The sequence below is a fragment of the Sulfitobacter sediminilitoris genome, assembly GCF_010667575.1.
Classification (GTDB): domain Bacteria; phylum Pseudomonadota; class Alphaproteobacteria; order Rhodobacterales; family Rhodobacteraceae; genus Sulfitobacter; species Sulfitobacter sediminilitoris.
This window is the reverse complement of the sequence record NZ_JAABNT010000001.1, coordinates 333,217-347,530: the sequence shown is the minus strand read 5'-3', so window position 1 is coordinate 347,530 and position 14,314 is coordinate 333,217. Positions and strand designations below refer to the sequence as shown.

General features: G+C 60.8%; 12 protein-coding genes. 10 read left to right on the top strand and 2 right to left on the bottom strand.

Features of this window, described 5'->3' with window-relative positions; genetic code table 11:
• Positions 1–4: 4 nt before the first annotated feature.
• From ftsL to mraY, 5 genes are read left to right on the top strand one after another with little or no spacing between them, the layout of a single operon-like run.
• Positions 5–358 (top strand): cell division protein FtsL, encoded by a 354-nt coding sequence (gene ftsL, locus GV827_RS01710; RefSeq protein WP_164351958.1) that lies wholly within the window; start codon positions 5–7, stop codon positions 356–358.
• Positions 355–2,142, top strand: coding sequence for a peptidoglycan D,D-transpeptidase FtsI family protein (locus tag GV827_RS01705; RefSeq protein ID WP_164351957.1), 1,788 nt, complete (start codon positions 355–357; stop codon positions 2,140–2,142). Before ftsL ends, GV827_RS01705 begins: the two co-directional genes overlap by 4 nt.
• Positions 2,143–2,159: 17 nt before the next feature.
• Positions 2,160–3,641, top strand: coding sequence for a UDP-N-acetylmuramoyl-L-alanyl-D-glutamate--2,6-diaminopimelate ligase (locus GV827_RS01700; RefSeq protein WP_164351956.1), 1,482 nt, complete (start codon positions 2,160–2,162; stop codon positions 3,639–3,641).
• Entirely contained in the window at positions 3,638–5,065 is a 1,428-nt protein-coding gene (locus GV827_RS01695) for a UDP-N-acetylmuramoyl-tripeptide--D-alanyl-D-alanine ligase (protein WP_164351955.1), read from the top strand. Before GV827_RS01700 ends, GV827_RS01695 begins: the two co-directional genes overlap by 4 nt.
• A 42-nt stretch (positions 5,066–5,107) precedes the next feature.
• A complete protein-coding gene (gene mraY / locus GV827_RS01690) occupies positions 5,108–6,190 on the top strand; it encodes a phospho-N-acetylmuramoyl-pentapeptide-transferase (protein WP_164351954.1) in 1,083 nt (360 codons plus the stop codon).
• 28 nt (positions 6,191–6,218) lie between these two features.
• On the opposite strand, the gene GV827_RS01685 is transcribed toward mraY, so the two are convergent.
• Positions 6,219–7,130, bottom strand: coding sequence for a glutaminase (locus GV827_RS01685; RefSeq protein ID WP_386334148.1), 912 nt, complete (start codon positions 7,128–7,130; stop codon positions 6,219–6,221).
• Positions 7,131–7,202: 72 nt separating this feature from the next.
• Between GV827_RS01685 and murD the strand changes: the two genes are divergently transcribed.
• On the top strand, positions 7,203–8,603 hold the full coding sequence (murD, locus tag GV827_RS01680; RefSeq protein ID WP_164352186.1) for a UDP-N-acetylmuramoyl-L-alanine--D-glutamate ligase: 1,401 nt from the start codon (positions 7,203–7,205) through the stop codon (positions 8,601–8,603).
• Positions 8,604–8,629: 26 nt separating this feature from the next.
• Here the strand turns inward: murD and GV827_RS01675 are convergent, their stop codons facing one another.
• A complete protein-coding gene (locus GV827_RS01675) occupies positions 8,630–9,820 on the bottom strand; it encodes a BaiN/RdsA family NAD(P)/FAD-dependent oxidoreductase (RefSeq protein WP_164351953.1) in 1,191 nt (396 codons plus the stop codon).
• Positions 9,821–9,935: 115 nt separating this feature from the next.
• Here GV827_RS01675 and GV827_RS01670 point away from each other — a divergent pair, with 115 nt between their 5' ends.
• From GV827_RS01670 to murC, 4 genes are all read left to right on the top strand, one after another.
• Entirely contained in the window at positions 9,936–10,463 is a 528-nt protein-coding gene (locus GV827_RS01670) for a redoxin domain-containing protein (protein ID WP_164351952.1), read from the top strand.
• A gap of 144 nt (positions 10,464–10,607) precedes the next feature.
• Positions 10,608–11,777, top strand: coding sequence for a putative lipid II flippase FtsW (gene ftsW / locus GV827_RS01665; RefSeq protein WP_164351951.1), 1,170 nt, complete (start codon positions 10,608–10,610; stop codon positions 11,775–11,777).
• Entirely contained in the window at positions 11,774–12,874 is a 1,101-nt protein-coding gene (locus tag GV827_RS01660; protein ID WP_164351950.1) for a UDP-N-acetylglucosamine--N-acetylmuramyl-(pentapeptide) pyrophosphoryl-undecaprenol N-acetylglucosamine transferase, read from the top strand. Before ftsW ends, GV827_RS01660 begins: the two co-directional genes overlap by 4 nt.
• Complete coding sequence (gene murC / locus GV827_RS01655; protein ID WP_164351949.1) at positions 12,871–14,289, top strand: UDP-N-acetylmuramate--L-alanine ligase; 1,419 nt, start codon at positions 12,871–12,873, stop codon at positions 14,287–14,289. The genes GV827_RS01660 and murC overlap by 4 nt, the downstream gene beginning before the upstream one ends.
• Positions 14,290–14,314 lie beyond the last annotated feature (25 nt).

Genomic DNA, 14,314 nt, shown 5'->3' with positions numbered 1-14,314 from the left:
TACGATGCGCGCGATCCTTTATATCCTGACCTCGCTGGCCGTGATTGGACTGGCCTTTTGGGCCTATCGCGAAAATTACGCGACCCAGCAGGCCTTGGGCGAAGCCGACAAGCTGCACCAGAACATCCGCGCCGCGCATTCGCGTCTGGCGGTGCTCAAAGCGGAATGGGCCTATCAGAACCGCCCTGAACGTCTGCGCGATCTGGCCGAGATCAACTTTGAACGGCTTGGCCTGCTGCCGTTGCATCCGGACCAATTTGGCATGGTTGATCAGGTCGCTTATCCGCCAGCTCCGCTGTTGCCCATTACGGACCCGGTCGATGTCTCAAGTGCCGCAGCCAAGGAGGACCCGCTATGATCCGCACACCCCTGCGTCCTCTGGCACGCATTCTTGAGGCCCGCCAAAAAGGCGAGAATCCCGACGCCATTGAGCGCGAAAACAAACGTATCCGGCATGAGCAAATGCGCGATTCCGCACGGCTTAGGGCGGAGGGGCGGTTGTTTGTCCTTGGTGCTTTTTTCTTTTGCGCTTTTGCTGTTGTCGGGGCGCGTATGGGGCTGCTGGCCACCACTGAACCGGTTGAGCCGCGTGCCCATGCACCAGGCGCAGTCATTTCGGCAAGCCGCGCTGATATTGTTGACCGTAACGGCAATATCCTTGCGACGAACTTCGACACCCACGCGCTGTACGCCCAACCCAAACACATGGTGGACCCGGTGGCCGCTGCCGAAGGTCTGGTCAAAGTTTTTCCTGATCTTGACGAGGAAAGGCTGATCAAGGATTTCACCGGCACGCGCAAGTTTCTGTGGATCAAAAAGAAAATATCGCCTGAACAAAAGCAGGCCGTCCATGATATCGGCGATCCCGGCTTGCTGTTCGCGCCCCGCGACATGCGCCTTTATCCCAACGGCTCGCTGGCTGCGCATGTTCTGGGCGGCGCAAGCTACGGCAAGGAAGGGGTGCACGCCGCCGAAGTCATTGGCGTCGCAGGCGTTGAAAAGTATTTCGACGATTACCTGCGTGATCCCGCCAACGGGAACACACCACTGCAACTGTCGCTGGACTTGACCGTTCAGGCCGCGGCAGAGCGCGTGCTTTGGGGCGGCATGAAGCTGATGAACGCCAAGGGCGCTACTTCCGTGCTGATGGACGTAAAGACAGGCGAGGTCGTCAGTGTCGTATCCCTGCCGACCTTTGATCCCAATGACCGTCCACGTCCAGCGACCGAAGGGGACGCCTCCGACAGCCCGCTTTTCAACCGCTCCGTACAGGGCGTTTACGAGTTGGGATCCGTCTTCAAGATTTTCGCTGCGGCACAGGCCATCGAACTGGGTCTGGTCAATGCCGATACGATGATCGACACCAAGGGGCCGATGAAAGTGGGTGGTTTCAAGATCGGTGAATTCCGGGGCAAGAACTACGGCACGCTGTCCGTGGCAGATATTATCGTGAAGTCCTCCAACCGGGGTACTGGCCGCATGGCTTTGCAGATCGGCATCAAGCGGCAGCAGGAGTTTCTGAAATCGCTCGGCTTTTTTGAGGCCACGCCGTTCGAGATCGTCGAGGCCGCAGGCGGCAAGCCCTTGTTGCCCAAGCGCTGGACCGATCTTTCCTCGGTCACCATTTCATACGGGCATGGTCTTTCAACCTCGCCTATGCACCTTGCTGCGGGCTATGCAGCCATCGCGAACGGCGGGTACAGGGTGTCTCCTACACTGCTGAAGCAGGAAGGTCCGAAACTTGGCCCCCGCGTGATGTCCGAACGCGCTGCGCGCGACGCCCGCACGATGCTGCGCAAGGTGGTTTCCAAAGGAACCGCGAGTTTTGGTGAGGTGCCCGGGTATCATGTCGGTGGCAAGACCGGCACGGCGGACAAACCCAAGCCAAGAGGGGGGTATTACAAGGACAAGACGCTGGCCACCTTCGCGTCAATCTTCCCGGCGCATGATCCAAAATATGTATTGATCGTGACACTGGATGAACCGGTTGAGACATCCGGGGACAAGCCGCGCCGGACTGCAGGGTGGACTGCCGTTCCCGTAGCCGCAGAGATGATCCGCCGCATTGCACCGCTTTTGGGCGTGCGACCAACTGTTGAACCTGTCAAAGAGCCCGTGATAACGCTAACCAGCAGCAACTGACAAAAGAACACCGCCCCATGAGCATCAGGACCGTTTCGCTTTCATCGCTTGGCCTGACAGCACGGGGTGGGGCCAATCCGCAGATCACCGGGCTGGCCGTCGACAGCCGCGACGTCAAAGAGGGATATCTCTTTGCCGCAATGCCGGGGTCACGGGTACACGGGGGCGAATTCATTCAATATGCCCTGCGCATGGGCGCTGCTGCGGTGCTTACTGACGCAGAGGGCGCACGCATTGCGGCAGAGGAAATCGCGGCTTCTGACGTTGCTCTGGTCATCACGGACGCCCCGCGCGAGGCGCTGGCGCTGACCGCGGCGCTCTGGTTCGGCAAACAGCCCGAAACCATCGTCGCCGTGACCGGAACGAACGGCAAAACGTCGGTTTCCACCTTTGTGCGGCAAATCTGGATCGAGATGGGCCTTCCGGCTGTCAATCTTGGTACTACGGGCGTCGAAGGGGCCTGGACCGCGCCCTTGGCCCATACCACGCCAGAACCTATCACCCTGCACCGGGCGCTTGCGGAGGCAGCCGAATACGGCATCACCCATGCGGCGATGGAAGCGTCTTCTCATGGGCTTGACCAGCGCCGCCTTGATGGCGTGACGTTGCGCGCCGCAGGGTTTACAAACTTCACCCAGGACCACCTTGATTATCACGACTCCTTCGAGGCGTATTTCGACGCCAAGGCAGGGCTTTTCGCCCGTGTCTTGCCTGAAGATGGGACCGCCGTGATCAATATCGATGACCCCAAGGGAATTGATATGGTCGCCATCGCCAAGGCACGGGGCTGCGAGGTGATCACCGTAAGTCGCGATGGTGGCGATCTGCACCTCACAGGGCAGCGCTTTGATGCGACAGGGCAGGATCTGCGCTTTGAATGGCGCGGCAAGACCTATCAGAAGCGGCTTGAGCTGATCGGCGGATTTCAGGCTGAAAACGTGCTGCTGGCCGCTGGTCTGGTCATCGCCTGCGGTGCCGATCCGGCCGAGGTGTTCGATACCCTGCCACATTTGACCACGGTGCGGGGCCGGATGCAGCTTGCCGCGACGCGTGACAATGGGGCGGCAGTCTTTGTCGATTACGCCCATACGCCCGACGCGGTTCAAACCGCGCTCAAGGCGATGCGTCCGCATGTGATGGGCCGTCTGGTGGCCATCGTCGGCGCGGGCGGGGACCGCGATCCGATCAAACGGCCGCTAATGGGGGCGGCGGCGTCCGAAAATGCCGACTTGGTGATCGTGACAGATGACAACCCCCGCTCCGAAGATCCGGCGGTGATCCGGGCGGCTGTCTTGGAAGGTGCGCCAGAGGCCACAGAGGTGGGCGACAGGGCCGAAGCGATCCTGCGGGGGGTAGACGCCCTTGGCCCCGGCGACGCATTGCTGATCGCAGGCAAGGGGCATGAGACAGGGCAGATTGTCGGCGACGATATCCTGCCTTTCGACGATGCTGAACAGGCGAGCGTGGCCGTGGCTGCTCTGGACGGGAGAATGGCATGAGTTTGTGGACAAGCGCAGAGGCCGCGGCAGCAACGGGTGGACGGGCTGTGGGGGATTGGGCCTGCAATGGCGTGTCGATTGATACACGCACGCTGGAGCCGGGCGATCTTTTCGTGGCGCTGAAAGACGTGCGCGACGGGCATGAGTTCGTCGCACAAGCCCTCGAAAAGGGCGCGGCCGCTGCATTGGTCAGCCGCATACCTGATGGCGTGGCCGAAGACGCGCCACTGCTGATAGTGGATGATGTTCTTGCGGGGCTGGAGGCTTTGGGCCGTGCCGCACGGGCGCGCACAGCGGCCAAGGTCGCCGCAGTGACGGGGAGCGTGGGCAAGACCTCGACCAAGGAAATGCTGCTCGCGATGCTGTCGGATCAGGGGCGTACCCATGCGTCCGTGGCCAGCTACAACAATCACTGGGGTGTGCCCCTGACGCTTGCGCGGATGCCGAAAGACACCGAATTCGCCATTATCGAGATCGGCATGAACCACCCCGGTGAAATCGCGCCGTTGGCGCGCACGGCCCAACCGGATGTCGCCATGGTGACCACGGTCGCCGCAGCACACCTTGAAGCCTTTGAAAACGTGGCCGGTATCGCGGTTGAAAAGGCTTCGATCTTTGAAGGGGTGAAACCCGGTGGGGTCGCGGTGATCAATGCGGATATCGAACATGCAGCGATCCTCATGGCCAAGGCCGTGGACCGGCGTTTGAGAGAATTGGAATTCGGAGAGCACGGGTTTCAATTCAAGCTTCTTGATGTGAACGTGCAGGATGACACGACCGTTGTGCAGGCGGACGCAGATGGAACGCCGCTCCTGTTCAAGATCGCGACGCCAGGGCGGCATTTTGCGATGAACGGTCTGGGGGCCCTTGCCGTCGTTCAGGCACTTGGGGGGGATCTGGCGCTGGCTGCGCAGTCCCTGGGCCGCTGGTCGCCCTACAAGGGGCGCGGTGTGCGGGAACGCATCCTGCTTGATCCGGTGGAAACACATTTGGCGTTGGACCTGATCGACGACAGCTATAACGCCAATCCGACGTCGATGGCGGCATCGCTAGAGGTGCTGGCCGCTGCAGCGGTGACGAATGACATTGGTCGGCTCAGCAAGGGACGCAGGATTGCTTTCCTGGGTGATATGAAAGAGTTGGGAGGTGACGCTGAAGCGTTACATGCAGGGTTGGCGCATCTGGAGGCGATGAAAAACATCGACATGGTACATTGTGTGGGCCCTCTGATGCGGGCGCTTTATGAAGCCCTGCCAGAGCACCAGCGCGGCGCATGGACCGAAACCTCGGATGAGATGGTTGCCGGTCTGCGCCAGAAACTCGACAGTGGCGATGTGGTCCTCGCCAAGGGCTCTCTTTCGATGAAACTGGGTCTGATTGTTGACGCGATACGCAAAATGGGCCATCCGGTTGAGACTATGTAGAGTGGGGTGCGGCCCACAAGATGATGATAAGGTGCGCATTGAATGCTCTATTGGTTGACCCTGCTGTCGGATGGCGGCGATTTTTTTAACCTTTTCCGTTACATCACCTTTCGTGCGGGCGGGGCGTTTCTGACAGCGTTGGTCTTTGGGTTTCTCTTTGGCAAGCCTCTGATCGCTGTGCTGCGGCGCAGGCAGGGCAAGGGCCAACCCATCCGCGATGACGGCCCCGAAGGACATTTCGTCAAGGCAGGCACGCCGACGATGGGGGGGCTTTTGATCGTGGGTGCCTTGCTGACCTCGACCTTGCTCTGGGCGCGGCTGGACAACCCGTTTGTCTGGCTGGTGTTGTTCGTAACGATGAGCTTTGCAGCCATCGGTTTCGCGGACGATTATGCAAAAGTCAGCAAACAGACCTCATCAGGAGTATCCGGTAAGATACGGCTTTTGCTGGGTTTTGTTATTTCCGGCATCGCCGGTTACTGGGCTGCGCAGTACCATCCCGATGGGTTGCAATATCAGCTCGCGCTGCCTGTCTTCAAGGATACGCTGATCAACTTGGGATACTTCTTTGTTCCTTTCGCGATCATCGTCATTGTCGGCGCGGCCAACGCGGTGAACCTGACCGATGGTCTGGATGGCTTGGCCATCATGCCGGTGATGATCGCGGCGGGGACGCTTGGCGTGATTGCCTATGCCGTTGGCCGGGTCGACTTCACCGAATATCTGGATGTGCATTACGTACCGGGAACAGGTGAAATTCTGATCTTTACCGCCGGGTTATTCGGAGGGGGGCTTGGGTTCCTGTGGTACAACGCACCGCCCGCCGCCGTCTTCATGGGTGACACCGGTTCTTTGGCGCTGGGCGGGGCATTGGGGGCCATTGCGGTGGCCACGAAACACGAATTGGTGCTGGCGGTCGTCGGCGGTCTTTTCGTGGTCGAGGCGCTTTCGGTGATCATTCAGGTGCTCTATTTCAAGCGCACCGGCAAGCGGGTTTTCCTGATGGCACCGATCCACCACCACTATGAGAAAAAGGGCTGGGCCGAGCCGCAGATCGTGATCCGGTTCTGGATCATCTCTCTGATCCTTGCCATGATCGGTCTGGCAACGCTCAAGGTCCGTTGAAGACGCTGCTGTCCGGGGCAATCGGTCCCTAGAAGATCGACCAGTTCATCCGGCTTGCGAGCATGGCAAGCGCTTCGGTGCCCTTGAGACTGTTGCCATAGTGGTTCAGCCCCGGTGACCAGACAGCGATGGAGGCCTGACCCGGCACGATTGCCAGGATCCCGCCACCGACACCGGATTTGCCGGGGATACCGACACGGTAAGCGAAATCGCCCGAGCCATCGTAGTGACCGCAGGTCAGCATCAGGGCATTCAAGCGCCGTACCCGCGCGGTTGAGAGCAGCCCCGGACCGGCAGGGCTGCCCATCAGGAAGCGCCCCGCCATGGCAAGCTGTGTCGTCGTCATCTCAAGCGCGCAGTGGTGGAAATAGGTCCCCAATGTCATCTCGGGCGGGTTCTTGAGGTTGTCAAAGGACGCAAGAAAATGCGCCAGCGCAAAGTTGCGGTGGCCGTGGGCGGTTTCAGAGGCCGCGACAGCTTCGTTGATGTGGATGTCATCTGATCCCGCCGCCGTCCGGATGAATTGCACGATCTCGGCCAGCGCATCGCGGGGCGCACGGCCTGACAGCACCTCGTCCGTCGTGACAATGGCACCTGCGTTGATGAAGGGGTTGCGGGGGCGGCCCTGTTCCTGCTCAAGCTGGATGATCGAGTTGAAGGCAAGGCCGGAAGGCTCCCGCCCGACACGCTGCCACAGCTGGTCGCCCGACCGCCCAAGGGCGATGGCAAGGGTAAAGACCTTGGTAATCGATTGCACGGAAAACCGCGTCTCGGCATTGCCCGCCGTGTGGAGCCTGCCGTCGGCTGTGACCACCGAGATGGCGAACTGAGCAGGGTCAACGCGGGCGAGCTCCGGGATATAGCTTGCCGGCGCGCCCCAGTCGCTGTCGGCCCGCATGGCCGCGTCAAGCTCCGGCAGGAGGGTGTCGAGATCAGGGATGGGGTGGCTCCGTCTTGTGAAGGGCGCGATCACGCATCATGGTGCGGGCAAGAAGGTAGCAGGGGTATGGCGATGATTCCAGTGCAGGGGATGGAAGGCAGCCGGGTTGCGGTGCTGGGGCTGGGGCGGTCCGGTCTGAGCGCGGCGCGGGCGTTGCAGGCGGGCGGGGCGGAACCGGTATGCTGGGACGACAATCCCGCAGCGCGGCAAGCGGCAGAGGCCGAAGGGTTTGTCTGCATGCCTTTCAAGACCGTGGACCACATGGAAGGGATTGCCCGGCTGATCGTGTCCCCGGGCATTCCGCATCTCTACCCGGTGCCCAATCCGGTCGTGGCCCTTGCACTGGCGGCAGGCGTGCCGGTCGATAATGACATTGGTCTGTTCTTTCAAAGTTTTGCGACAGGGGACTGGGACAGTTTCGATACCGCGCCCCGTGTGATTGCCGTCACCGGGTCGAATGGCAAGTCAACGACATCGGCGCTGATCTACCACATTCTTGAGCACGTGGGCCGACCTTGCCAGTTGGCGGGCAACATCGGGCGCGGCGTGCTGGACCTGGATCCGGCGGTGGATGGCGAGGTGGTCGTGCTTGAGCTGTCCTCCTACCAGACCGACCTTGCACGCAGCTTGACGCCGGATGTCGCCGTCTTCACGAACCTGAGCCCGGATCATCTGGACCGTCATGCAGGCATGGGCGGGTATTTCGCCGCCAAGCGGAGGCTTTTTGCCGAAGGTGGGCCGGATCGCGCGGTCATTGGGGTGGACGAGGATGAAGGGCTGTTCCTTGCCGGGCAGCTTTCTCAGGGGCCGGTGGATGACAGGGTCATCCGGGTGTCCGTCGAGCAAAAGCTGACCGGACCGGGATGGCAGGTCTTTGCGCGCAAAGGGTTTTTGTCGGAGTACCGCAAGGGCAAGCAGGTCGGATCGATTGATCTGAGGAGTGTCGCGGGTTTGCCCGGTGCGCATAACCATCAGAACGCGTGCGCGGCCTATGCGGCGTGCCGGACCTTGGGTCTGGCCCCGAAAGTGATCGAGGCGGCGTTCCATTCCTTTGGCGGTTTGCCGCATCGCAGCCAGACAATCGCCGAGGCGAATGGGGTGCGTTTCGTCAATGACAGCAAGGCAACGAACGTGGATTCGGCGGCCAAAGCGCTGGCGGCGTTCAAGAACATTCGCTGGATCTGTGGCGGGCTGGAAAAGGAAGGCGGGCTTGCGGGGCTGGCCGAGGCAAGTGCCAATGTGCGCAAGGCCTATGTGATCGGGCGCGAGGCTGCGGCCTTTGCCATGCAGCTCAGCGTGCAGGCCGAGGTATGCGGCACCATGGAAGTGGCTGTGGCCAAAGCGGCGGCAGAGGCCGAGGAGGGCGATGTGGTCTTGCTTGCCCCTGCAGCGGCCAGTTTCGATCAATACGACAGTTTTGAACGGCGCGGAGAGGATTTTGTCGAGCAGGTTGAGGCGGTGCTGGGTCGGTAATCCATGGGTTGCGATATTGAAATCATTTACTTTTTATTGACGCCATCTGCGATGGACCGTGCGCAGGCCATGGCCGAGGACCACGCCCACTGAAAGTTGTAGCCGCCAAGCCATCCGGTCACGTCCACCGCTTCACCGATGAAAAAGAGGTTGGGGATATCCTTGGCCATCATCGTGCTGGAAGAGAGCGCATCGGTGTCGATGCCGCCCAAGGTAACTTCGGCCGTGCGGTAGCCTTCGGTGCCTGATGGCGACAGTTCCCAGGCGGCAAGGGCCTGAGCAAGATCCGACAGCCGGGCATCCGACCAATCGGCAAGGTTGCCGGACAGCTCCATCTGGGTGCTAAGGTGATCGACAAGGCGGGCGGGCAGGTGCTGAGCCAGTTCGGTCGTCAGATTCTTGCGGCCCGATATTTGTCGTTGGGCGCGCAAGTTGTCAAAGAGGTCGTTTGCCGGGATCAGATTGACCGTGATCGGGTCCCCTTCACGCCAATAGGAGGACGCCTGCAACACCGCAGGGCCTGACAGGCCGCGATGAGTAAACAGCAGCGCCTCGTCAAAACTTGTGCCGCCTGCGGTGACGCGGGCTGGGGTGGAGACACCAGAGATTTCGGCAAAGCGTCGTTCGGCGAAGGTGAAGGGCACCAGCGCGGGCCGCGTGTCTGTCACGGGCAGGCCAAATTGCCGGGCAATGTCGTAGGCAAAACCGGTTGCCCCCATCTTGGGGATGGATTTTCCGCCCGTCGCGATGACAAGGTGACGCGCTTTGATTTGTGCCTGTCTATCAGGCGTCTGCAGCGTAAGGCTGAAGTGATCGTCGTGCTGTTCAATATTACTGACGCTGCTTTGCAGGCGTAGCTCGACACCAGCCGCCTGCATCAGGCCGCGCAGCATCTCGATGATATCTTTCGCCGAATGATCGCAGAAAAGCTGGCCCAGGGTTTTCTCGTGCCAAGGGATGCCGTGACGATCCACCAGCTCGATGAAATCCCACTGCGTGTACCGCGCCAGCGCGGATTTCGCAAAATGCGGGTTCTGGCTGAGAAAGCTGTCGGGCGCACAATACATGTTGGTGAAGTTGCACCGTCCCCCGCCCGAGATGCGGATTTTCTCGCCCGGTGCCTTGGCGTGATCGACGATCAGGACGCGGCCGCCCACATGGGCGGCGCACATCATGCCGGCGGCGCCTGCGCCAATGATTACGGTGTCGAACTGCATGTGGCCGCACTTGCCCGGAATGCGCCCCGCGGTCAAGTTGGCGTGAGGTCACTTGCGGCGTGCGGCATGCGCATGCACCTGTGCCACCAACACTATTGAACAAGGGGATCACGGTATGGCGGGATTGGTGGCGGGATCGACGTTTCCGAAACAGGATGTTGGCGTGCTGGGCGGTGACAGGTTGACGCTGGGTGTTCCACAGGGCGGGCACGACTGGCAGATGGTGGTGGTCTACCGTGGTGTGCATTGTCCGCTGTGCAAAAAGTACCTCGCCCAACTTGATGAAATGGTTGAGACATTCAACGGGCTTGGCGTGGACGTGGTGGCGGTTTCTGGCGATCCGCAAGCCAAGGCGCAGGCGATGGTCGAGGAAAAGGAGCTGGGCCTGACGGTTGCGTTTGGCCTGAGCATTGACCAGATGCGGGCGCTGGGTCTCTATATTTCAGACCCGCGCAGCGCGCAGGAAACCGACCGTCCGTTCCCGGAGCCGGGTGTGTTCGTCATCAACGCAGAGGGGAATATCCAGATCCTCGACATTTCGAACGCGCCTTTCGCGCGGCCTGATCTGGAGAGCCTTGCGAATGGCATCAAGTTTATACGTGCCAACGACTACCCTGTGCGCGGCACCCACCGGGCCGCCTGAAACGCCTCGGACGACGCCACCGCAGGTTGAGCCTTGCGGTGGAAAAGTCCTAGCCTGCTGCTTTGAATCCGGTTAAGGTGCGCGGATAGACCCCAAGAATGGGGCGCCCGAACGGGCATCACAGGCAGTGTAAGGCAGACAGTCATGACGGCGATGGCGCATGGCACCGTTCATATTCAGGACGGTGAACCCATTCTTCCAAAATGGTGGCGAACGGTGGACCGCTGGGCAATGTCCTGCGTTCTGATGCTGTTTGGTATCGGACTGTTGCTGGGGTTTGCGGCGTCGGTTCCTTTGGCCGAACGCAACGGGTTTGAGCCCTTTCACTACGTTCAGCGTCAGGCTGTTTTCGGCGGTCTTGCCATCATTGCGATGGTTCTGACGTCGATGATGTCACCGGTTGTGGTGCGACGTCTGGCGGTGCTGGGATTTATCGTGGCTTTCATAGCACTTGCCTTGCTGCCGTTCTTTGGGACGGATTTCGGCAAAGGGGCGACGCGATGGTATTCGCTGGGCTTTGCCAGCATCCAGCCGTCTGAGTTTCTCAAGCCCGGTTTTGTCGTCGCCGCAGCGTGGATGATGGCGGCCAGCCAGGAAATCAATGGACCACCCGGCAAGACGTGGTCTTTTGCGCTGTGCATTTCCATCGTGCTGATGCTGGCGTTGCAACCTGACTTTGGGCAGGCCTGCCTTGTCCTTTTTGGTTGGGGCGTGATGTATTTTGTAGCCGGTGCACCGATGGTGCTGCTGGTGGGCATGGCGGCATTGGTCGTGATGGCAGGAACCGTGGCCTATTCCAATTCCGAACACTTCGCCCGTCGGATTGATGGGTTTCTCAGTCCAGAGGTCGATCCGACGACACAGCTTGGCTATGCGACGAACGCGATCCGGGAGGGTGGATTGTTTGGCGTAGGCGTGGGCGAGGGCGAGGTTAAATGGTCACTGCCTGATGCGCATACGGATTTCATCATTGCGGTGGCTGCCGAAGAATACGGGCTTGTCCTCGTGCTGTGTATCATCGCGCTCTATACCGGGGTTGTGGTGCGGTCGCTGTTGCGCTTGGTGCGCGAGCGTGATCCGTTTATCCGCCTTGCTGGCACGGGTCTGGCCTGCATGTTCGGTGTACAGGCAATGATCAACATGGGCGTTGCCGTGCGGCTGCTGCCCGCCAAGGGGATGACATTGCCTTTCGTCAGCTATGGAGGGTCTTCCGTTATTGCATCGGGAATTGCCGTTGGCATGTTGCTGGCTTTCACGCGGACGCGGCCACAGGGTGAGATATCTGATATTCTGGGAAGGGGCCGGACCCGGTGAGCACGCCTCTTTTGATTATCGCGGCGGGCGGCACGGGCGGGCACATGTTCCCCGCGCAGGCGCTGGCCGAAGTGATGCTGAGACGAGGCTGGCGGGTGCGGCTGAGTACGGATGCGCGCGGTGCCCGCTATACCGGCGGCTTTCCCGAAGAGGTTGAGATTGTCGAGGTCAGCTCTGCCACCTTCGCGCGTGGTGGTTTGGCTGCCAAGGCGCTGGTGCCTTTGCGCATTGGAGCGGGCATTTTGGGTGCAACGTGGCGCATGATGCGTGACAAGCCCAGCGTTGTTGTGGGGTTTGGCGGGTATCCGTCGATCCCGGCGCTTGGTGCGGCGACACTGCTGCGCGTGCCACGCATGATTCACGAGCAGAACGGTGTTCTGGGTCGCGTGAACGAGCTTTTTTCAAAACGTGTGGATGCGGTGGCCTGCGGCACCTGGCCCACGACACTGCCCGAGGGTGTTGAGGGCGTGCATACGGGCAATCCGGTACGCGCATCCGTTCTGGAACGCGCAGGCGCTGGATATATCCCGCCGGGAGACTATCCCATGCAGTTGCTGGTGATGGGCGGCTCTCAGGGCGCGCGGATTCTGAGCGATGTGGTACCGCCCGCCATTGCGGGTCTGCCGATGGAGATGCTGCGCAACGTGCGGGTCAGCCATCAGGCGCGGGCTGAAGATCACGACCGGGTCGCGGGGTATTATGCAGAGCAAGGCATCGACGCGGATGTGCAGCCCTTCTTTGATGACGTGCCGCGACGCATGTCCGAAGCGCAGCTGGTGATCAGCCGGGCGGGTGCGTCAAGCGTGGCAGATATCTCTGTCATCGGACGGCCGTCGATCCTGATACCTTTCGCTGCTGCAACCGGTGATCATCAGACGGCGAATGCACGCGGGCTGGTTGATGCGGGGGCGGCCATCATGGTACCGGAATCTGCCGCCAGCACCGAAAGCATGACCGAACAGATCAAAAGCGTGCTGGACAACCCGGCCGGGGCGTTGCAGATGGCGCTCGCTGCCCTGTCCGTGGGCAAACCCGAGGCTGCCGAAAACCTGGCCGCCATGGTAGAAGATCTGGCACACAAAGGAACGAAGTCATGAACGCAGCGGCCACAAAACTGCCCACGGATGTGGGTCCGATCCATTTTGTCGGGATTGGCGGGATCGGGATGTCGGGGATTGCCGAAGTGCTGCTGAACCATGGCTACACCGTTCAGGGCTCCGACCTGAAGTCATCCAAGATCACGGATAGGCTGGCCAGCCTTGGGGCGACGATCTTTGAAGGGCAAAAGCCCGAGAACATTGAGAACGCCGAGGTCGTGGTCATTTCATCGGCGATCAAACCCGGTAACCCGGAACTGGATGCCGCGCGTGTTGCGGGCCTGCCCATCGTGCGGCGGGCCGAGATGCTGGCGGAACTGATGCGGCTTAAGTCCAACATTGCCGTGGCGGGTACGCATGGCAAGACGACGACGACAACGCTGGTTGCGGAATTGCTGGTGGCAGGTGGGATCGACCCTACGGTTGTGAACGGCGGGATCATCCATGCGTACGGCTCCAACGCGCGGATGGGGCAGGGAGAATGGATGGTGGTCGAGGCCGACGAGAGCGACGGCACCTTCAACCGTTTGCCCGCGACCATCGCCATCGTGACCAACATCGATCCCGAACACATGGAGCACTGGGGCGATTTCGATACCCTTCGCAAGGGGTTCCTCGATTTCGTGTCCAACATCCCGTTCTACGGGCTGGCGGTGTGCTGCACCGATCATCCTGAGGTGCAGGCGCTGGTCGGCAAGATCACGGACCGGCGCGTGGTGACTTACGGTTTCAACGCGCAGGCGGACGTGCGGGCGACCAACCTGCATTACAAGAACGGGGTCGCGCATTTCGACATCCAACTGCAGGCCGAAGGCAAGGTGATCGAGGGCTGCGCTTTGCCCATGCCGGGGGATCACAACGTGTCCAACGCGCTGTCCGCCGTGGCCGTCGCACGGCATCTGGGCATGAAGCTGGATGAAATCCGCACGGCACTTGCAGCCTTTGGCGGGGTGAACCGCCGCTTTACGAAGGTGGGCGAAGTTGATGGCGTGACGATCATAGACGACTACGGACATCACCCGGTGGAGATTGCAGCCGTGCTGAAAGCCGCGCGGCAAGCGACAGAGGGACGTGTGATCGCGGTGCACCAGCCGCATCGCTACACGCGGTTGAGCCATCATTTCGATGAATTCTGTGCCTGTTTCAACGATGCGGATGTTGTCGGAATCGCAGAGGTCTTTGCCGCTGGAGAAGACCCCATTCCCGGCGCCTCACGCGACGATCTGGTGGCAGGACTGATCCGACACGGCCACAGACATGCGCGGGCGGTCACGTCTGAGGATGATCTGGCCCGGCTGGTGCGGGAACAGGCGGGTCCGGGGGATATGGTTGTTTGTCTGGGTGCAGGCACGATCAGCACATGGGCAAATGCCCTGCCGGAAAAGCTGCAGGCGTTAAAGGGGGCTGCGGCTTGACAAGAAATGCCCGGCATAATCAGGT